Annotated in this window: 12 protein-coding genes and 1 pseudogene; 9 read left to right on the top strand and 4 right to left on the bottom strand. The window is 72.1% G+C overall.

The window, feature by feature from the left end; translation table 11 throughout:
• The first annotated feature begins 266 nt into the window (after positions 1-266).
• The 3 genes from ACFWWQ_RS08850 (at position 267) to ACFWWQ_RS08840 (ending at position 2,908) form a co-directional block, all read left to right on the top strand.
• Positions 267-1,115, top strand: a complete 849-nt coding sequence (locus ACFWWQ_RS08850) for a peptidoglycan-binding protein (protein ID WP_384592386.1) — start codon at positions 267-269, stop codon at positions 1,113-1,115.
• A 165-nt stretch (positions 1,116-1,280) separates the two neighbouring features.
• Positions 1,281-1,973 (top strand): transglycosylase SLT domain-containing protein, encoded by a 693-nt coding sequence (locus ACFWWQ_RS08845; RefSeq protein ID WP_384592383.1) that lies wholly within the window; start codon positions 1,281-1,283, stop codon positions 1,971-1,973.
• A 134-nt stretch (positions 1,974-2,107) separates the two neighbouring features.
• A complete protein-coding gene (locus tag ACFWWQ_RS08840) occupies positions 2,108-2,908 on the top strand; it encodes a DUF6424 family protein (protein WP_384592379.1) in 801 nt (266 codons plus the stop codon).
• Here ACFWWQ_RS08840 and ACFWWQ_RS08835 read toward each other — a convergent pair.
• Positions 2,892-3,575 carry a C39 family peptidase gene (locus ACFWWQ_RS08835; RefSeq protein WP_384592377.1) on the bottom strand — a complete coding sequence of 228 codons (684 nt, stop codon included), beginning with the start codon at positions 3,573-3,575 and terminating at the stop codon, positions 2,892-2,894. The two genes, ACFWWQ_RS08840 and ACFWWQ_RS08835, sit on opposite strands and share 17 nt — an antisense overlap.
• 338 nt (positions 3,576-3,913) lie before the next feature.
• Positions 3,914-4,678, bottom strand: coding sequence for an alpha/beta hydrolase (locus ACFWWQ_RS08830; RefSeq protein ID WP_384592374.1), 765 nt, complete (start codon positions 4,676-4,678; stop codon positions 3,914-3,916).
• Between the two features lie 305 nt (positions 4,679-4,983).
• On the opposite strand from ACFWWQ_RS08830, the gene ACFWWQ_RS08825 reads away from it, so the two are divergent.
• The 3 genes from ACFWWQ_RS08825 (at position 4,984) to ACFWWQ_RS08815 (ending at position 9,641) form a co-directional block, all read left to right on the top strand.
• The gene (locus tag ACFWWQ_RS08825) at positions 4,984-5,193 is read left to right on the top strand and encodes a hypothetical protein (RefSeq protein ID WP_384592371.1); all 210 of its coding nucleotides are present in this window, start codon (positions 4,984-4,986) and stop codon (positions 5,191-5,193) included.
• 180 nt (positions 5,194-5,373) lie between these two features.
• Complete coding sequence (locus ACFWWQ_RS08820; protein WP_384592368.1) at positions 5,374-6,540, top strand: exonuclease SbcCD subunit D; 1,167 nt, start codon at positions 5,374-5,376, stop codon at positions 6,538-6,540.
• Positions 6,537-9,641: an AAA family ATPase gene (locus tag ACFWWQ_RS08815; RefSeq protein WP_384592365.1), complete on the top strand. Its 3,105-nt coding sequence runs from the start codon at positions 6,537-6,539 to the stop codon at positions 9,639-9,641. Before ACFWWQ_RS08820 ends, ACFWWQ_RS08815 begins: the two co-directional genes overlap by 4 nt.
• Here ACFWWQ_RS08815 and ACFWWQ_RS08810 read toward each other — a convergent pair.
• Positions 9,578-9,903, bottom strand: a pseudogene (locus tag ACFWWQ_RS08810) (GNAT family N-acetyltransferase); the annotation flags it as partial. The gene ACFWWQ_RS08815 and the pseudogene ACFWWQ_RS08810 overlap by 64 nt on opposite strands.
• Before the next feature lie 195 nt (positions 9,904-10,098).
• Between ACFWWQ_RS08810 and pqqB the strand changes: the two are divergent.
• Positions 10,099-11,034, top strand: coding sequence for a pyrroloquinoline quinone biosynthesis protein PqqB (gene pqqB / locus ACFWWQ_RS08805; RefSeq protein WP_384592362.1), 936 nt, complete (start codon positions 10,099-10,101; stop codon positions 11,032-11,034).
• 234 nt (positions 11,035-11,268) lie between these two features.
• Here the strand turns inward: pqqB and ACFWWQ_RS08800 are convergent, their stop codons facing one another.
• The gene (locus ACFWWQ_RS08800; protein WP_384592359.1) at positions 11,269-12,768 is read right to left on the bottom strand and encodes an amidase; all 1,500 of its coding nucleotides are present in this window, start codon (positions 12,766-12,768) and stop codon (positions 11,269-11,271) included.
• 884 nt (positions 12,769-13,652) lie between these two features.
• Here ACFWWQ_RS08800 and ACFWWQ_RS08795 point away from each other — a divergent pair.
• Together ACFWWQ_RS08795 and ACFWWQ_RS08790 are read left to right on the top strand one after the other, a co-directional pair.
• Positions 13,653-16,430, top strand: coding sequence for a Pls/PosA family non-ribosomal peptide synthetase (locus ACFWWQ_RS08795; protein ID WP_384592356.1), 2,778 nt, complete (start codon positions 13,653-13,655; stop codon positions 16,428-16,430).
• A gap of 83 nt (positions 16,431-16,513) precedes the next feature.
• Positions 16,514-19,945 (top strand): amino acid adenylation domain-containing protein, encoded by a 3,432-nt coding sequence (locus tag ACFWWQ_RS08790; protein ID WP_384592353.1) that lies wholly within the window; start codon positions 16,514-16,516, stop codon positions 19,943-19,945.
• Positions 19,946-20,008: the final 63 nt, after the last annotated feature.

Raw genomic sequence — 20,008 nt, 5'->3', positions numbered from 1 at the left:
CTGTGCCTCACGTCGGGCGAGGCGCGTATCTCTGCCCACCGGACGGGGCGAATGGCCCCCGAGCGATCTTCCAGCCTGCCCCACCACTGGCTGAACCCCGCCCCCCGTAAGAGAATTGAATCAAACATTGCACATGCCCAGAGAAGTGTCTCTGTACCGACGGCTCCGGAACGCCGGTATAACGCCGGTATGAGGCTCTGGAGGTATCATCCGGTACGCGCACACCGCTTCATCTCCTGGGCTCGATGAAAGGAGGAAGTTTCGTCATGCCCGATATATGGATGCCTCAGGCCATCAATGCAGATGTCGGTGACCATGCTCCATGTGACCCAGCGTTCCCGCCGAAAGCAATCGCGCACATCACGGCGGACCACGTAGCCAGCGCGGCGGCTCCGCAGGACTTGGTGCCATTCGACAACCTGAAGCGCTTCTTCACGCACGGCGGGATAGGGATGGCCCCGCATCTCCTGTGGAACCCCTTCACCGGTGCCTTCGCCCAGTTCTTCCCCGCCACCTCCCGGAGCAAGGCCCTACGCGACTTGGCCGGCGGCACCCGCACCAACCGCGCGGGCAAGGTCGTCATCCAGATCGAGGCGCTGTTCTTCCCGCACTGTCGTGTCGACGGCACCGCGTACGCCAGTCTGGCCGACACCCCGTGCAAGGGATGGGAAGAACTCAACGCATGGGTTCACTCCTGGGGTGTGCCGAACACCTGGCCCATGGGCCGCCCCACCGATTTCACCGCGCATCGCTCCGAGAGTAAGTGGGAGTCCGAGGGCGGCTGGTACGCGCACGCCCACGTGCCGGAGAACGACCACGTCGATCCCGGCTCATGGCCTGTCTTCGCGATGCAGCCGCGGGCCACCGAGCCGTTCCCCGGCCCGGCCTTCTTCCACACCGGCCAGAAGTCGCCGGTCATCGCGGCCATGCACAATCGGCTCATTGCTGAAGGATGCAACCGGTACCCACCCGGCGACGAGACCGATGTATGGGAATCGGGAGACGTGGAATCCTACGCCGTCTGGCAGGGCAAGCTCGGTCTCTCGGGCAGCGATGCTGACGGGGTTCCGGGTAAGTCCAGCTGGGACAGGCTGCGCGTGCCTCACCCTGCCTGACGCAATGACAAACCAGCGGCATCCCAGGGATGCTGACGAACCCGCGGCACTCTTTGCGCACTCCATTTGCGTGGGGTCGGCCGGTACATGGCCGTTGTGGGTCACCAGTGAGGTGCGCTTGGCCGGTACAGCCTCACCACAGGCCGCAAGGGGAAAGGAGGCAAGGTGGTTTTCCTTTCCAACGTCCGTTTCGGCAAAAGCAACAACGACGTGAAGTCCGTCCAAAGTGCCTTGGTGGCTGCGGGATTCAGCCTTCCAGCGGGAGTCACGGGAATTTATGATGGGCAGACCCGGTCCGCATACGCTGCCTGGCAGAGATCACTGGGCCTCACCGACTCGGATGCCGACGGGTTCGCCGGCTGCTCTTCCCTGACGAAGCTCGGCCGCAAAACGGGGTTTGGGGTGGATTGCCGGCAGCCGGGCGCCATTCCGACGAGTTCGGTCCGGTTCTCGAAAAACTCCGGTATCCCCCATGGCGAGGCTACGGCGAGAGAATTCGCGGAACAGGTATGCACCATGACCGGCGCCCCGTCGAGCTGGGTTACCGGGGTCAGCAATCACGCGAACCTGCTCACTCTTATGTTCCGGGAATCGTCCTTCAACTCGAACGCAGTGAACCTGCACGACGTCAACGCAACGGGAGACGTACAGTCGGACGGAGCGCATTTCAACTGCTCACGCGGTTATGCACAGGTGACTGCCATGACATTCGCCGAGGACCACGAAAAGGGTACCTCCCATCTGATCTATGACCCACTGGCAAATATCGCGGCGGCCATCAACTACATCTGGCGCAGGTACGGAGACATCTCACGTGTCCAACAGGCGAACCCGAACCTGCCGCCCCATCCCTACTGAGAAGCGGATTCCTGTTCCTCGCGTAAGGGCAGAGCAACGGAATCGAAGCAAACGTATCGGAGAAAAGCCGATGCAGTAGACCGATTCGCCAGGGGCTCTTCCGCTCAGCTGAACAGTCTGTCAAGGAGATCGCCATGACCAGCGCGGAACCTGGACACCCAGAGCACGAAGACTTTCCGTGGACCATCTCCGTGGCAGACCATCCACCGCGTACCGAGAGTTCGCAGTACCAGGCCAGCCGCAAGTTGATGGGCGATCTCGTCGGGACAACTGGTGATTGGGTGTTTGCGCCCGGACCGTACCAGGACCATCACGGTGGGGGAGTGTGGGTCAAGGACAGCGAGGGCTGGCTGTGCCTGTTTCTGCCACTTGGAATCGAGTGGTCGGCGCAATTCTGCGCGGATCCCTCGAAGGTGGATCACGTCCGCCGCTACGCCGCGCGGGTGGTCGGAGCGTTCCCGGACACCCTTGCCGGCTATGCGAGCTTCGGCTACGACGACGGCCAACGGCTCCTGGACACCCCCATCGAGACCGCAGATCAGGTGGCCGAATGGACGGACTCGATTTTCAACGCCTCGGTGCCACTGCCCGCCGGCACCCACTCAGGGGTGCTCCCGAAGACCGCCGGGTACCACCACTACCCCAAGCCGATCGTGGACATCGACCACTTCCGGTACGACGACTTCGCACTGTTCGTGACGGACGACAGCGGCCTCCCGGCTGCGGTGGTACCGATCTCCCCACGCGGCTCCGGCGATGGCCGGGTGCGCCTGCTTGCCGCCCATCCCAGCTCGCCCTACGCGAAGCGCCTGACCAGCCCCGGTCCGGCGGAGCAACCTGCCCAGACGGAAGAAGCCCTGGCCTCCGGTGAGGAGAGGGCCGTGCTCCCTGCCGACGACCCGCTGGCCCAGCAGGCGTTCAGGAAGCAGAGCTGACAGGAGTCACCGTCTCCCCCGGAGCCGTGCCACCTCCCGACTGACCGGCGCCGAGGATGACGCCGCGATTCGCGTAGAACTTGCCGAGTCGGTCCCACGGCACCTGGGCGTATTCCTGGGATGCACCTGGGTATCCGGAAGGATTGTGGATCGCCAGGGACTGCTCGGTGGCGCCGACTGCGAGCACCAAATGGCCTCCGGTCCGCGGTGGTTCGGCGTCGGGATGGCGAATCGACGGATGGACCGACAGCATCGGGAGCCGTCCGTGGGCCAGGATGCCGGGAATTTCCGCAGCGGGGAGAGTGGGCCTGACCTCGGCGACCAGGCCGAATCGGGCCTCGACCCAGGAGGCGAACGGCGCGTATATCAGCCCCTGGAGTCCATCGTCGTGCTTCACGTATGCGCTAGCAGTGACGCATTCCGCCGCGAGCTCCATCGGCGACGGAACTGTGTGCCCGAAGTACTCCAAAGCCATCCGGAGACACGCAACTCCGCACAGACGCCACGACCACCACTCGTACTGCTCCGGACTGGTGGCTCCGTAGTCGGCCCATGCCGGATCCTCGCTCGCCGGAATCCGGCCGGTAACAATTCCTTCCACGAGATGGGCTGAAGCCCACTGGGCGTAGTAAGGGACCGAATGCACAGTGGAAATTGCCTTACCCATGCAGCGGATCCTATCCCGCCCCCGATTCATCCCGGGGCGAGCTGGGGCCAGAGGTCGGCTGTCGCGCCCGCGCCTCGATATCCTGCTTCGGCCGCAACGGACGGAGATCGTGGAACTCCTGACCACCAACGGCCAAGAGGTTGTTCCCGCATGACACGTCGCGTTCCCGCCCCCCCCGAAGCCCTGGTCCGCAAGCACCTCCCAGAAGTCCTGGAGACCTGTCGGGAGACCAACGCCGGGGCGGCCGGCTACGCGGATCCATCATCTGGATACGCAGCCTCGCCCCGGACCGCGGTAGCGGCGCCCGATCGGCAGACCGGACGCCGCTGCCGCTCGCCTCAGGCCGGTGAGGTCGCCGCCCGGCCGAGATGCCGGGCGAGGAACCGGGCCGCGCTGTCGGCCTCGAACCTGGGGAAGTCGAAGTGCTTGCCCGCGTTGGCGTGCAACGTCTTCTCCTCCGAGGCGAAGGCGTCGAACAGCGCGAGGCTGGCCTCGCGCGGGATGCGCTCGTCGTCCCACTGCAGGTCGAACTCGATCGGGATGGTGATCTGCTTCGCCGTCTCGACCAGGGCATCGGGCCAGTGCAGGCCGAAGGCCGCGGCCGTGATCCTGGGCTCGACCGCCACCAGCGGCACCCCGATCGCGGTGCCCAGGCCGATGCCGAAGTAGCCCACCGGCCCATCGGCGCCGATCTCCGGAAGTTCCTGAAGGGCGTCCAGGGCCGCCCGGTACTCGGGCACGGCGAGCTCCGCCAGGCGGGCGTTGTAACGGACGACGATCGGCCCTTCCGGCTCGCCCGCCGCCTGCACCTTGCGCAGCGCGGCGATCTCCTGCTCGTCGTGCGCGGTGCGCGGCCGGTCGCCGTGACCGGGCGCGTCGATGACGGCGACATGGAAGCCGCAGCCGGTCACGAGAAGGTGAGCGCGGCCTGCCATCGCCGGATGCTTCTTGTGGGCGCCGCCGCCGTGGCCCATCAGCACCAGGGGTGCCCGATCGGCGCCGGAGACCGGCGACCAGAGAACGCCGGGGACCTCGCCCACGGTGAAGTCGCGCTCGACCATGCCGTTCGACGACGACTCGGCGGTGAATTGCAGAGAATGCACAGGTGTTGCCTTTCGGGAGTGCCTGGTTGTCGAGGCGCTCCCGGCGACACCTACGTCAATCGCCGGCCGTGACGGAAAGGGGGAGCACCCACGTCGATACAGCGTTCATGGGTCTCACCTCCTCGGGCGGCGTCACGGTCAACTGCAAGCTACAAGCCCGGGCATCATCCCGTCCAGCGGAACCTGCCCGGGTACGAGCCCGGCCTGGCGGAGGAGGCCGCACAGGGCGGTCTCGCCCCAGAACCCGCCGATCCGTCCTTTCCGGAGCCGGTAGGACCTGGCCCCCGTCATCGGTGCTCGTCGCGGTGGCCATGTTCTGGATTCGCATCACGCATTATCGGATCGAGTTCAAGCGTGCAGTTATCGAGGCGGGCGATTCGCAGGCGAGTCGTGGACAGTCCATACACTGCGGCACTTCGTTGCCGGCAGCGCTATCGCTGGGGGTGTCGTTGCTTGAGGTCTCCCGCTGGCCGGGGCGCGCCACGATGCGGATCACCGCTGACATCTACCGCTGACATCTACGGTCACCTGACTCCAGACGCGGGTGCGAAAATGAGGTCCGTGACGGACGGGGTGCCTGCCACGGGCAACGTGACGCGTGATGACTCGTAGACTCGTGCTGACCCGGTGCGGTGCTGACCCGGTGCTGAGCCGAAGCCGATGGAGAGGCGGAACATGCAGGTCGGAGCGATGTTGTGAGACTTCTGCACACCTCCGACTGGCACCTGGGGCGCTCCTTCCACCGCGTGAGCCTGCTCACCGCGCAGCGCGCCTACCTCGACCATCTCGTCGAGACCGTCACCGCCCGGGACGTCGACGCCGTCCTCGTCGCCGGTGATGTGTACGACCGGGCGGTGCCGCCGCTCGCCGCCGTCGAGCTGTTCGACTCCGCCCTGCACCGCCTCGCCGCCGCGGGCGTCCCCACGATCATGATCTCGGGCAACCACGACTCCGCCCGCCGCCTGGGCGTCGGCGCCGGGCTGATGGAGCGCGGCGGCGTCCACCTGCGCACCGACCCGGAGCGGTGCGGTGAACCGGTCCTGATCGACGACGCCGACGGCCCGGTCGCCTTCTACGGCCTGCCCTACCTCGAACCGGCCCTCGTCCGCGACCGCCTCGGCGCCGGGCGGGCGGCCCACACGGAGGTGCTGGGCGCCGCGATGGACCGCGTCCGCGCCGACCTCGCCGCCCGCCCCGCCGGAACGCGCTCCGTCGTCCTGGCGCACGCCTTCGTGACCGGCGGCGAGGTGAGCGACAGCGAGCGGGACCTGACGGTCGGCGGCGTCGCCTCGGTGCCCGCCGCGGTCTTCGACGGCGTCGACTACGTGGCCCTGGGACATCTGCACGGCTGTCAGGCCCTCTCCGACCGGGTCCGGTACTCGGGCTCCCCGCTCGCGTACTCCTTCTCCGAGGCGGCGCACCGCAAGTCGTCCTGGCTGATCGACCTCGGCGCGGACGGCGCGGTGACGGCGGAGCGCATCGACGTCCCCGTCCCGCGTCCGCTGGCCCGCCTGCGGGGCCGCCTGGAGGCGCTGCTGGCGGATCCGGCGCTGGAGCGGCACGCGGAGCACTGGGTGGAGGCGACACTCACCGACCCGGTGCGCCCGCCGGAGCCGATGGCCCGCCTGACGGAGCGGTTCCCGCACACCCTCGCCCTCGCCTTCGACCCGGACGAGGGCCCGGCCGTCACCTTCGCCTCGTATGCCCAGAGGGTGCGGGGCCGCGGTGACCAGGAGGTCGCCGAGGACTTCGTGGAGCATGTGCGCGAGGGCCGGGCGGCGGACGACGGGGAGCGGGCGGTGCTGCGCGCCGCGTTCGAAGAGGTACGGCTGCACGAGGCGACGGAAGAGGTGGCGCCGTGAGGCTGCACCGGTTGTCGGTCACGGCGTTCGGACCGTTCGGCGGCGCGCAGACCGTCGACTTCGACCGGCTGTCGCGGGACGGCCTGTTCCTGCTGCACGGCCCCACCGGCGCGGGCAAGACCTCCGTCCTGGACGCGGTGTGCTTCGCGCTGTACGGCTCGGTGCCCGGCGTCCGGCAGGCGGGGCAGGCGCTGCGCAGCGATCTCGCCGACCCGTGGACGCCGACGGAGGTGGTGCTCGAACTGACCGTCGCCGGACGCCGGTTGGAGATCACCCGGCTGCCCGAGCAGACGCGCCCGAAGAAGCGCGGTACGGGCACGACGCGGGAGAAGGCACAGAGCCGGCTGCGGGAGTACGTGCCCGGGCCCGGCGAGGGCGGCCGGTGGAAGGCGCTGAGCCGGTCGCACCAGGAGATCGGCGAGGAGATCGGCGGGCTGCTCGGCCTGAACAAGGAGCAGTTCTGCCAGGTCGTGCTGTTGCCGCAGGGCGATTTCGCGCGGTTCCTGCGGGCCGACGCGGAGTCCCGGGCACGGCTGCTGGGCCGGCTCTTCGACACCCGGCGCTTCGCCGCCGTCGAGGAGCGGCTCGCGGCCCGGCGGAAGGCGGCGGCCGAGCGGGTCCGCGGCGGCGACGAACGGCTGCTGGCGCTCGCGCACCGTGCGGCGGAGGCGGCCGGGGACTGCCCGGATCTCGCGGTGCTGCCCGCGCTGCCGGCCGGTTCCGCGGCGGGCACCGTCCCGGCCGCACGGAAGCCGGGCACCGCGGGCCGCAGGGCTGCGGAGACGGTTCCGGACGCCCCGGGCGTGGGCGAGCCCGGGTTCGCCGCCTCCGTCCTCGTACGGATGGCCGTGGCGCGGGCCGCGGCGCGGGAGCGGCTGGCCGTGGCCGCCTGCGCGGAGCGGTCCGCCGGGGAGGCGGAGCGGGTGGCCGCCCTGGCGTGGGAGGAGGCGCAGGAGCGCGACCGGGTACGGCGTCGCCTCGCCGGGGCCCGGGACCGTGCCGCTCGCCTGGCGGAAACGGCCGTGGCGGACGCCGGGGACCGGGAGCGGCTGGCGGCGGCGGGCCGCGCCGCCGAGGTGGCGCCGACGCTGGCGTGGTGCGTGACGGCCCGCCGGGAGGCCGAGGCCGCCGACGCCACGGAGCGCACCCGCCGCGCCGGGCTGCCCGTCTCCCTCGCCGGTGCGGAGCCGGACCACCTCGCCGCACGGGAACACGCGGAGCGCGAACAGCTCGGCGCACTGGCCGCGGCCCGCCGCGCGGAGGAGCGCGTCACCGCGCTGACCGCCGAACGCGAGGCGTCGGAGCGCGAGGGCGCCGCCGACGAGGACGCCGTGGCGGAGTGCGCGGAATGGCTCGACGGATGGGACGCGCACCGCCGCGCCCTTCAGGAACGGGTGGAGACCGCCCAGGAGGCCGTGGGGCGCGCGGAGGCGCTGGAGGCGGCGGTGGCCACGGCGCGGGAGCGCGCGGCGGCGTCCCGGCGCCGCGACGAGCTGGCGGCCCGCCTGGAGCGGCTGCGCGGCGAGTCCCTGGCCGCGCGGGAGCGGTCCGCCGCGGCACACGAACGCTGGCTGGAGCGGAAGGACCGGCGGCTGCGGGGCGTCGCCGCGGAGCTGGCCGCCGCGCTGCGCGACGGCGCGCCGTGCGCGGTCTGCGGCGCGACGGAACACCCGGATCCCGCGCAGCCCGGGGAGGGGCACGTCGGCCGCACCGAGGAGGAGGCCGCGCTCGCCGCGTACCAGGAGCGGGAGGACGCGTACCGGGCGGCGGAGGGCCGGGTGCGGGAGGTCCACGGTGAACTGTCCGCCGCCACCACCGCGGCCGGGGACGCCCCGGCCGCCGAACGTGCCGCCCACGCCGAGGAGTTGGCCGCCGAGTACGCCGAGGTGCGGACGGTGGCGGCCGGGGTGCGGGCCGCGCGGGAGGCGCTGACGGCCGCGGAGCGCGAGGCGGAGCGGCGCCGCACGGAGCGGCAGGACGCCGAGCGCCGCATCGCGGCCCGCCTCTCCCGGCGGGAGGCGCTGGAGGCGGAGCGGGCCGCGCTCCGCGAGGAGGTGGCGCGGGCCCGCGGGGAGTGCGCGAGCGTCGCGGAGCGGGCCCGGCGCGGTGAGCGGCGGGCGGCGATGCTGGCCGCCGTGGTGGACGCGGCGGGCGCCGCCCGCACGGCGGACCGGCGGCTGCGGGAGGCCGAGGAGGCGCGGGCCGAGGCCGTCGCATCGGCGGGGTTCGCGGACGTGGTGGACGCGGTGGCCGCGCAGCTGCCGGATGCGGTACGGCGGGAGCTGGCCGAAGGGGTCGCCCACCGGGAGGCGGAAGCGGCGGCGGTGGAACGCGAGCTGGCCGACGCCGAAGCGGCGGCCGCCGTGGCGACGGGCGCGGAGGTGGACCCGGCCGCCGCGCGCCGCTCCGTGGAGGCCGCCGGGCGGCGGCTGCGCGAGGCAGCCGCGGCCCGCACGGGAGCACAGGAGCGCTGCGCGGCGCTGGACCGGCTGTCGCACTGGGCGACCGCGGAGGCCCGCCAACTGGCGCCGTTGTACGCCGAGTTCGGCGTGGTCGGCGGCGTCGCGTCGCTCGTGGCAGGCGTCTCCGGGGAGAACGTACGCCGGATGCGGCTGGAGTCGTACGTCCTGGCCGCCCGCCTGGAACAGGTCGCGGTGGTGGCGGGGGAGCGGCTGCAGCGGATGTCGGGCGGCCGCTACACCCTGGTGCACACGGACGCGCGCAGCGCCGGGGCGCGCCGCTCCGGCCTGGGACTGCGCGTGATCGACGCCTGGACGGGACGCGAGCGGGACACCTCCAGCCTGTCGGGCGGGGAGACGTTCTACGCCTCGCTCGCCCTGGCGCTGGGCCTCGCCGACGTGGTGACGGACGAGGCGGGCGGCACCCGCCTGGACACCCTCTTCATCGACGAGGGCTTCGGCAGCCTCGACGAACAGAGCCTGGACGAGGTGCTGGACGTACTGGACGGGCTGCGGGAACGCGACCGCAGCGTCGGCATCGTCAGCCATGTCGCGGACCTGAAGGGCCGCATCCCGGCTCAGCTGGAGGTCCTGAAGGACCGGTCGGGGTCGGCGGTGCGGCATCGGGGCGTGGGCGGGTAGGGCGGGCCGCCCGGTGAACGGGGCGCGCGGGACGCCGAGGACCCCTGCCGGGGGGTGAGGTCGCGCCGGTACCAGGTGCCCGGCCTGCCGCCGAGGCCGGCCGGGTCCGCGGGCCGACCGGGAGGAAACCGGCCCTGGCCAGCACCTTCCGGGACGCGGGATTCCCGTGGGCGGTGGCCGCCCTGAGGGTGCGCAGCCCGTAGCGCTGCGCCGCCAGGTCGCACAGCTTCCGGACGGTCGCGGTCGCCACACTGTTTCCGGCTGGCGCCGCTGCTCGTCGGCGGGGCGCGCCGCGGTCCGCTCCCACTGCCCGCCCGGTCTCGTGTGTTCGCTCGCACCGTTCCGGGGAGGCTCCCCGGCGATCACGGAAACCCGCTGCGCCCGCTGTGATTTCCGGCGGTCCGAGGCGCGTAAGTGTCAGGAACTCGGCGTATCCGGTGAGTTGGGGAGGCTGTCGATGAGGGTGAAGTTGCTCGGTACCGCCGCGGGCGGGGGGTTCCCGCAGTGGAACTGCGGGTGCGCGCTGTGTGCCCGGTGCCGCCGTGGCGAGCTGCCGTCCCGGTTCCAGGACTCCGTCGCCGTCAGCGGCAACGGCCGTGACTGGTGGCTGCTGAACGCCTCGCCGGACATCCGGGTCCAGCTGGACGCGACGTCCGCGCTGGCCGCGGGCCCGGGGCCGCGGGACACCCCGGTGCGTGGCGTCCTGCTCACCGACGCGGAGGCCGACCACACCCTCGGCCTGGCGGTGCTGCGCGGCGGGGCGGACCTGACGGTGTACGCGGCGCCGCCCGTCCACGAGGCGCTTTCCACGGCGCTGCCGCTGCGGGGCCTGCTGGACCGCTACGCACCCTGGCGGTGGCAGGACACCGGCCCCCTGACCACGCCAGGCTCCACCGACCGGACGGCCGCCGCCTCCGCTCCGTTCACGCTGTCCGGGGGCCTCACCGTCACCTTGCACCCGGTCGGGACGAAGGCCCCGAAGTATGTCGCGGCGCCCGCCACCGATGTGCCCTGGGTGAGCGCGGTACGGATCGAGGACCCGGCGACCGGCGGGGCGCTGCTCTACGCGCCCTGCCTGGCCACCTGGGCCGACGGCTTCGACGACCTCCTCGCGTCGGTGACCTGCGCCCTCGTCGACGGGACGTTCTTCAGCGCGGAGGAGCTGGGGCAGGCGGTCCGGTCGCCGGACGCCGGGCAGTCCCTGATGGGCCACCTCCCGGTGAGCGGCCCCGGCGGCACCCTCGCCCGCCTCGCCCGCCACCCGGACCTCCGTCGCCTCTACACACACTTCAACAACACCAATCCGCTTCTGGATCCGTCGTCCGATGCCGCAGATGAGGTGCGCCGCGCGGGGGTGGAGGTCCCGGGAGACGGGAGGGAGCTGACGGTGTGAGGGACGGGCGCCCCGACGCGGTGCCACGCGGCCGCGGGTGGGGCCCGCATCGGCGGACCACGGGTGAGCCCGCCGCGTGACGTGACAGGCCGTTGAGCCGAGGGAACCGAGGTCCTCCGGCCCTGGCCCCGGCCCACACCCCCGTAGTGGTTCCGGACCAGGGCCGAGGCGGGCGTCGGCCCGGTGCCCGGCGTCGGCACGGCCTGGGCGGTCGCGGCCGTCGCCGTCACATGACTACGCCGCGAACGGCGGCCGCGCGCCCGACCACGGTGCCGCCTCTTCGAGCTGGGAGGCCAACCGGATCAGCACGTCCTCCCGCCCGTAGGCCGCGACCAGTTGGACGCCGATCGGCAGACCCTCGGCGTTGCGGTACAGGGGCAGGGAGACGGCGGGCTGGCCGGTGAGGTTGAAGGGCATGGTGAAGGCGATGCCCTCGACGACGCCCGCCACCAGGTCCATCGGCTCCTGTGCCGTCGGCGCGAGCTGTCCCAGTGGCCGCGGCGGCGTGGACACCGTCGGCGTGAGCAGGACGTCCACGTCGTCCTCCCAGAGCGCGGCCACACCGCGGGCCCAGCGCTGCCACGTCTGGAGGCCGGCGAGCCACTGCGCGGCCGTGACCGAGCGGCCCGCCTCCGCGAGCGCCCCGTTCATCGGCTCCAGGTCGCCGGGTTCGAGCCGCTCACCGATCCGCTCCGACCAGTACGCCACCTCCCGGGTGACGATGGCGGCGAACAGGTTCGGCAGCGCCTCGAAGAGGGCGGGGGAGTCGAGGGCGGGCGCCGGTTCCGGGGCGACGCGGTGGCCGAGCGCGTCGAGCAGGTGCGCGGTGTGCTCGACCGCCGCCACACAGTCCGCATGGGCCGGGGCGGACGCGCCCGGCGGCGTCGTACGGAACCCGATACGCAGAACGCCGGGGCCGGCGCCCACCTCCGCGCGGTAGGGCCGCGCCGGGGCGGGCGCGGTGTACGGGTCGCCGGGTGCCATGCCGGCGGTGGCGTCCAGGACCGCCGCGGTGTCGCGGACCGACCGGGTCAGTACGTGTTCATGCGTCACCGGCCCCCAGTACTCGCCGAACTCCGGCCCCAGCGAGGTCCGGGCCCGTGTGGGCTTGAGGCCGACGAGCCCGCAGGCGCTCGCCGGTATCCGGATCGAACCGGCCATGTCGTTGCCGTGCGCCACCGGGACCATGCCCGCGGCGACCGCCGCCGCCGAACCGCCGCTCGAACCGCCCGGGGAGCGGGTCAGGTCCCACGGATTACGGGTCGGTCCGTACGCCAGCGGCTCCGTGGTCACGCTGGTGGCCAGTTCCGGGACGTTGGTCCGGCCGCAGATGACGAATCCGGCGGACCGGAACCGTTTCGTCAGCGTCGCGTCCTCCGGGGCGCGCCAGCCGCGGTCGCGCAACGCGCGCATACCGCTGTGGGCCGGATCGCCGGCGGAGTGGCACAGGGCGTCCTTCAGCAGCAGGGGCACCCCGCGGAACGGGCCGTCCGGCAGCCCGGCCGCGCCCGCCGTGGCGAGGGCCTTCTCGAACAGGGGCGTGATCACCGCGTTGAGCTTGCCGTTGAGCCGCTCGATCCGGGCGATCGCCGCCTCGACCAGCTCGGTCGGCGACAGCACACCACGGCGGACCAGACCGGCCTGCGCCGTCGCGTCCAGCCAGGCGAGTTCTTCGTCCGGTGCCTGCGCCCCGTCCGGTATCAGCCGGTTGCCCCGGGCCTGACCACCTGTCATCTCTGCCTCTTCTCCTCGCGGTTGTGCCACCGCTCACCGTAGGGGCGGGGAGATCGCGTACGTCGCGCCGGGCGCGCGCGGAGGTGCGCTTCGCGCCACCCTTCGTGGTCCGGGGGAATTCCGTGATCCGACGGTCTTTCCGGGGCCCGGGAAAGGAGAGTGCATTCCGGTGTGTGCGGTGAGGGATGTGCTAAGTGGTACGTCCGGAGGGAATTTTGGGAGAAGAATATAAAAATATTCTCGGAGTGTTCCGGAAGTGCGTCCGTCGGATTGTGGCGGGTCATTACCGGAGTCAGGGTAATTCTTTATCCATGACTCGCGCGTTTCGGTCGATTCGCGCCAACTCGGTTCGTCGCAGAAGCGCCGAACGGGTATCGCCTCGCCTGTCGCATTGCACTTTTTGCACCTTTTATGGTCCGTTATGGCGCCCGATAAGTAGCATTTACATGCTTTCTGTGTGGGGGTGGTGAAGGTTCATGTCCCCTCTGTGTCGTCGTGTGGAGGGGAAGGAGATCCGCAGGTGGCAGACGCCTCCCGGGGAATTGCGCCGGACGGGGAGCCGGATATTCCGATGCGGGGCGGTGATCCTTTTCCGTTCCCGCGGGCCGGTGCTTTTTGTGGCCTGCACCCGGCTGGTTCGGGGGAGGGGGCGGTTCTACGTTCTTCAACGATCCCTTAGGTGGGGACGGGAAATGGGGGAGCCGTGCGGGAGAAAAGCGAGCGGTACGCGGATGGCGCCGAAGGCGGCCGTCCGGATTTCTCGGGCGCCGCCACGCACCGATGAGCCCCCGGGTGCGCTCCCCCTGACCCGCCATCGCCCCTCCGGCCCGACCACCACCGCACCTCGCCCGCGCGCACGGGCACGACGCGTCCAAGGAGTTCACGTGGGGAGAGAAGAACCGACCGGAACCACGCCCGGCCACCCGGACGGTGCCGCACCGGTCACCACAGCCATCACGAACGGGACCGAGCCGGCGGCCACGGCGGACGGATCCGCACGGACGGCCGCTACGGACGGATCCGCACGGACTGCCGCTGCGGACGGATCCGCACGAACGGCCGCTGCGGACGGATCCGCACGAACGGCCGCTACGGACGGATCCGCACCGGCCGCCACCCCGGACGGACCCGCCGCGGCGCCCGGCCCGCCCCCCGTCCTCGCGACCGTCCTCGCCGCCATCCTCGCCGAGCTCCTGCACGCCGAACGGGTCCCCGCCGACAGTCACTTCTTCGACGACCTCGGGGCCGACTCCCTGGTGATGGCGCACTTCTGCGCCCGCGTCAGGAAACGCGGGGAGCTGCCCGCGGTCTCGATGAGGGACATCTACCGGCACCCGACCATCGCCGCACTGGCGACGGCCTGCGCCGACGCCACCCCCGCAAACGAGGCCGCCCCCGAGCCCGGCACCCCCGCCGAACCCGAGGCCCCCGCCGGGCCACCGCCCGCGCACCCCACCGCGCGCTACCTCGCCTGCGGCGCCGCGCAACTGGCCTTCTTCCTCGGCTACTCCTGCCTCATCGCGTTCGCCACCACCCGCGGCTACACCTGGGTCTCCCGCGCCTCGTCACTCCCGGCGCTCTACGGCCGGGCGGTCGTCTTCGGCAGCGCCGAGTTCACCGGCCTCTGCGCCTTCCCCGTCCTGGTCAAATGGTTGCTCATCGGGGAGTGGACGGCCCGCGAGTTCCCCGTCTGGGGCGTCACCTATCTGCGCTTGTGGATCGTCAAGGTGCTGGTGCACGCCAACCCCGTGGTGTTCTTCGTCGGCAGCCCGCTCTACGTCCTCTACCTGCGGGCGCTCGGTGCGAAAATCGGCCGGCACGTCACCATCCTGTCCCACACCGTCCCCGTCTGCACCGACCTGCTCACCATCGGCGCCGGCTCCGTGATCCGTAAGGATTCCTTCTTCCTCGGCTACCGGGCCCACGCCGGACGCATCCGCACCGGCCCCGTCACCCTCGGCCGGGACACCTTCGTCGGCGAACGCACCGTCCTGGACATCGACACCGCCATGGGCGACGGCGCCCAGCTCGGCCACACCTCCACCCTCCGGCGCGGCGACGCCGTCCCCGCGGGCGAGCGCTGGCACGGCTCTCCGGCCCGCCCCACGGACGTGAACTACGTACGCGTCCCTCCGAAGCGCTGCGGGACGCTGCGGCGGGCCGCCTTCGGCGCGGCGGACCTCGCCAGGACCCTGCTCCTCGCCATCCCGCTGGCCCTCTCGCTCCTCGCCCTGCTGTGGACCGGCGTACCGGTCCTCGGCGGCCACGGCGAACTCGACGAACAGCCCCTGACCTCCGCGGTGTTCCACCTCAACGCCCTGCTGCTGTCCGGGACGCTCTTCTTCGGGGCGATCACCCTGGGACTGGGCGTGCTCTTCACCGTCCCCCGCCTGCTGCGCCGGACGATCGAACCGGGCACGGTCTACCCGCTGTACGGCCTCCGCTACGGCGCCCACCGCACCATCGCCCGCCTGACCAACCTCAAGTTCTTCATGCAGCTCTTCGGCGACAGCAGCTATATCGTCCCCTACCTGCAACGACTGGGGTACGACCTCTCCCGCGTCGAACAGACCGGCTCCAACTTCGGCAGCCTCATCCAGCACGACTCGCCGTTCCTCAGCTCCATCGGCAGCGGCACGATGATCGCCGACGGACTCTCGCTCCTCAACGCCGAGTTCTCCGGCTCGTCCTTCCGCGTCACCCGCACCGCGATCGGGCGGCGCAACTTCCTCGGCAACTTCATCGCCTACCCCCCCGGCGGCCGCACCGGCGACAACTGCCTGCTGGCGACGAAGGTGATGATCCCGCTCGACGGCGAGCTCCGCACCGGCGTGGGACTCCTCGGCTCCCCCAGCTTCGAGATCCCGCGCACCGTCGACCGCGACACCCGCTTCGACCACCTCCGCACCGGCGCCACCTTCCGCGACCGCCTCGCGGCGAAGAACCGCTACAACCTCCGCACCATCGCCCTCTTCCTGCTCATCCGCTGGGTCCACTTCCATGGCATCGTCCTGCTGAGCCTCGTGACCACCGGACGCGACGACGCGATCGGCTCCCTGCTGGAAGCCGGATTCCTGATCGGCGTCATGACGTACACCGCCGTCTACTACGCCCTCGTGGAACGGTGCCTGACCCGCTTCCGGACCCTGCGGCCCCAGGTGTTCTCCATCTACGAACGGGACTTCTGGCACCAGGAACGCCTGTGGAAGGTGCCCGAGACCCACTTCAACGCGTTCAACGGCACCCCCTTCAAGAACGTCCTGTGGCGGCTGCTCGGCGTCCGGGTGGGCCGCCGGGTCTTCGACGACGGCTGCTTCCTCACCGAACGCACCCTGGCCACCATCGGCGACGACTGCACCCTGAACGCCGGAAGCAAGATCCAGTGCCACTCCCAGGAGGACGGCACCTTCAAGTCCGCCCGCAGCACCCTCGCCGCCGACTGCACGCTCGGCGTCGGCGCCCTCGTCCACTACGGCGTGACGATGGGCCGGGGTGCGGTGCTCGGCGCCGACTCCTTCCTGATGAAGGGCGAGGACGTCCCCGCACACGCCCACTGGGCCGGCAACCCGGCAGCCCCGGCGTCCCCCAGCCGCCAGCCGTCCCCGACGCCGCCCCGGCCCCGCGACCCCGGCGCCACCGCCCCGGAACACGCGCCGAGCTGACCCGCCGAGAGCCGGACCACCACCCGACGCCGTACGAGCCGCAGCCCCGCCGCGCCCCGCCCACCCAGCAGGAAGGCATCCTGATGACAAAGCCGACCGACAACGACCGGGAGTACTGGCGCACCGTCCTGACCGACGGAGGATTCACCCCGGTCCCACGGTGGGCCCCCCACCCCGTGCCCGGCGTCGCCACCCATGAACTCCCGCTGCCCGGTGAGCTGATGGACCGGCTCGACCGCTGGGGCGGCGAGCACGGCGTCCCCGGCGAAGCGATCCTGCTCGCCGCGCACACCGGAGTGCTCGCCGCTCTCTCCGGGGAACGGCAGGTCACCACCGGCTGCACCACCGCCGCCACCGGCCCCGCGCTGCCCTGCCGCCTCTCCGCCACACCCGTCACCTGGCGCGAACTGGCCCAGGAGGCCGCCCGCGTCCTCACCGACCTCACCGCCCACCGCCACTGCGCGGTACCCCGCCTCGCCGCCGAACTCGGCCTGGACACCGTACTGTTCGAAGCCGAACTCGACCCGTACGGCCACGGCGGGGACCCACTCGGCACCAGCGTGCTGCGGCTGTCGGTGACCCGCCACGGCGCGGGCACGCGAATGCGGACGCGCCACCGGACCGACGCGCTGGACGCGGCGAGCGCCGCCCGGATCGCCGGATACCACCGCACCGCCCTCACCCACTTCGCCGCCGACCCCGACGCCCCCTACGGACGCCTCAGCCTGCTCTCCGCCACCGAACGCCGCTTCCAACTGGACGAGCTGGCCGGGCCGCGCCGCGCCCTGCCCGACCGCCGCTTCCACGAACTCTTCGAGGAACGCGTCCGCACCCACCCGGACGCCGTCGCCGCCGTCCACGGCGCCCGGCACCTCACCTACCGGGAACTCAACGACCGCGCCAACCGCCTCGGCCACGCCCTCCTGGCACAGGGCCTGACCCGCGAGGGCGTCGTCGCCGTCGTCACCGAACGCACCCTCGACTGGATGGCCGCCGCCCTGGCCGTGTTCAAGGCGGGCGGCGTCTACCTCCCCGTCGAACCGCACTTCCCGCCCGACCGCATCGCCGCCATGCTCACCCGCGCCGGATGCGGCCTCGCCCTGACCGAACCCGGCAGCACCACCACCCTCGACCAGGCCCTCGCCGCCCTCCCCGCGGTCCGCGCCCTCCGCATCGACACCGCCCTTGCCGCCGGTCACCCCACCGACGACCTCGGCGTACGGGTCACCGCCGACCAACTCGCCTACATCTACTTCACCAGCGGCTCCACCGGCGAGCCCAAGGGCGCGATGTGCGAACACGCAGGGTTCCTGAATCATCTCCACGCCAAGATCGCCGACCTGGGCATCGCCGAGGGCCACACCGTCGCGCAGACCGCACCCCAGTGCTTCGACATCTCCCTGTGGCAACTGGTCGCCGCCCTGCTGGCCGGCGGCCGCACCCACCTGGTCGAACAGCGGGTGATCCTGGACGTGGAACGCTTCGTCGACACCCTCGCCACCGCCCGCGTCACCGTGCTGCAGGTCGTCCCGTCCTACCTCGAAGCCGTCCTCACCCACCTGGAGCGGAACCCCCGCCCGCTCCCGGACCTGCGATGCGTCTCGGTCACCGGGGAGGCGCTGAAGAAGGCACTGGTCCAGCGCTGGTTCGCCGCCCGCCCCGGCATCCGGCTCGTCAACGCCTACGGGCTGACGGAGACCTCCGACGACACCAATCACGAGGTCATGGACCGGGCCCCCGACGGCGACCGGATCCCGCTCGGCCCCTGCGTCCCCAACGCCCGCGTCTACGTCACCGACGAACACCTGGAACCGGTACCGCTCGGCGCCCCCGGCCAGATCGTCTTCTCCGGCGTCTGCGTCGGCCGCGGCTACGTCAACGACCCCGAACGCACCCGGCTGGCCTTCGGCGACGACCCGCACCGGCCGGGCCAACGGCTCTACCAGGGCGGCGACTTCGGCCGGTGGCTGCCGGGCGGCAAGCTGGAATTCCTCGGCCGCCGCGACGCCCAGGTGAAGATCCGCGGGTTCCGCATCGAGATCGGCGAGATCGAGAACGCACTGCTCCGCGTCGACGGCGTGCACGACGGAGCCGTCGTGGTGGGCGGTGACGACGGCCGCGGCACACACCTGGTGGCGTTCTACAGCGGTCCGCGCCCCCTGGAGACCGACGTCCTGCGCGCGCGGCTGGGGGAATCGCTGCCCGCGTACATGGTGCCGACCGCCTTCCACTGGCACGCCCGGCTGCCGCTCACCGGCAACGGCAAGATCGACAAGCGGGCCCTCGCCGCGTTCGCCGCCCACCCCGCGCCCCCGGAGGAGCGGCACCGTCCGCCGCGTACCCCCGCCGAACGGCGCCTGGCCCGGGCCTGGTCCGACGTCCTGGGCGTCCCGGAGGAGACCGTCGGACGGCACGACCACTTCTTCGACCGCGGCGGCACCTCGCTGGCGGCGGTGAAACTCGTGATCGCCCTCGACCGGGCCGTCTCCCTCAAGGACCTCACCCGCCGCCCCGTCCTCGCCGACCTGGCCGCCCTGCTCGACGACGACCGGGCACCCGACCCCGGACTGCTGCACACCCTCGCCGCACCGTCGGACGCACCCCGCGGCCACCTGGTGGGCTTCCCCGGCGCGGGCAGCAACGCCCTCGGCTTCCGCCCGCTCGCCGAGGTGCTGTGCACGGCCGGGTTCGCCGTCCACGCCGTCGAACTGCCCGGCCACGACCCGGCCGACCGCACCCCCCTCACCCCTCTGGAACGGGTGGCCGAGGCAACCGCCGACGAGATCACCCGGCGCGGGATGACCGGAGTCGTCCTGTGGGGCCACTCCGCCGGTGCGGCGCTCGCCGTCGCCACCGCCCGGCTCCTCCAGGACCGCGGAGCACCCGCCCGCCATGTCTTCATCGGGGCACGGTTGCTGGCGGAGGCGAGCGAGGGGTCGGTGGCGCCCGGCGATACGGCGGAGGGGCGCGGGGCCCCTGGTGGTGGTACGGCGGAGGAGCGCGGGGTCCCCGGTGGTGGTACGGCGGAGGAGCGCGGGGCCCCCGGTGGTACGGCGGAGGGGCGCGTGGCCTCCGGAAGCTCGGCCGAAGGGGCTGCCACCGACCTGGCCGCCGACGGTCCGACGGGCCTCGCCGCTGTCCGAACTGCCGGTGGCGGGGCCGGCGTTGCCACGGCCCGGGCCACCGACGGCACGACGGCCCCCGCCCTCCCCGACGACGTACACGCCGCCCGCGCCGTCGCCCACCGGCACGACAGCGCGGCAGCCCACCGTTACCTCGCCGCCGCACTGGACCAGGACGAACGGCCCGCCCGGCTGACCGCGCCGCTCACCCTGGTGCTCGCCGACGACGACCCGCTCACCCGCACCACCGGTCAGCCGCACCGCGCATGGCGCCGTCTGGCCACCGACGTCACCCTCCACCGGCTGCCCGACGGCGGCCACCACTTCCACCACACCCGCCCCGCCGCGACCGCCCGGGCCGTACTCGACGGCGTGGCCACGCCCCCCGCCTGAACCCGGCCGACGCCCGAGCCGTCACCCACCTGATCGGCATCGCCCACCCACACCGCGCCACCA

Source organism: Streptomyces sp. NPDC059080, assembly GCF_042739975.1.
GTDB classification, from domain to species: domain Bacteria; phylum Actinomycetota; class Actinomycetes; order Streptomycetales; family Streptomycetaceae; genus Streptomyces; species Streptomyces benahoarensis.
This window is presented reverse-complemented; position numbering and strand designations above follow the sequence as displayed.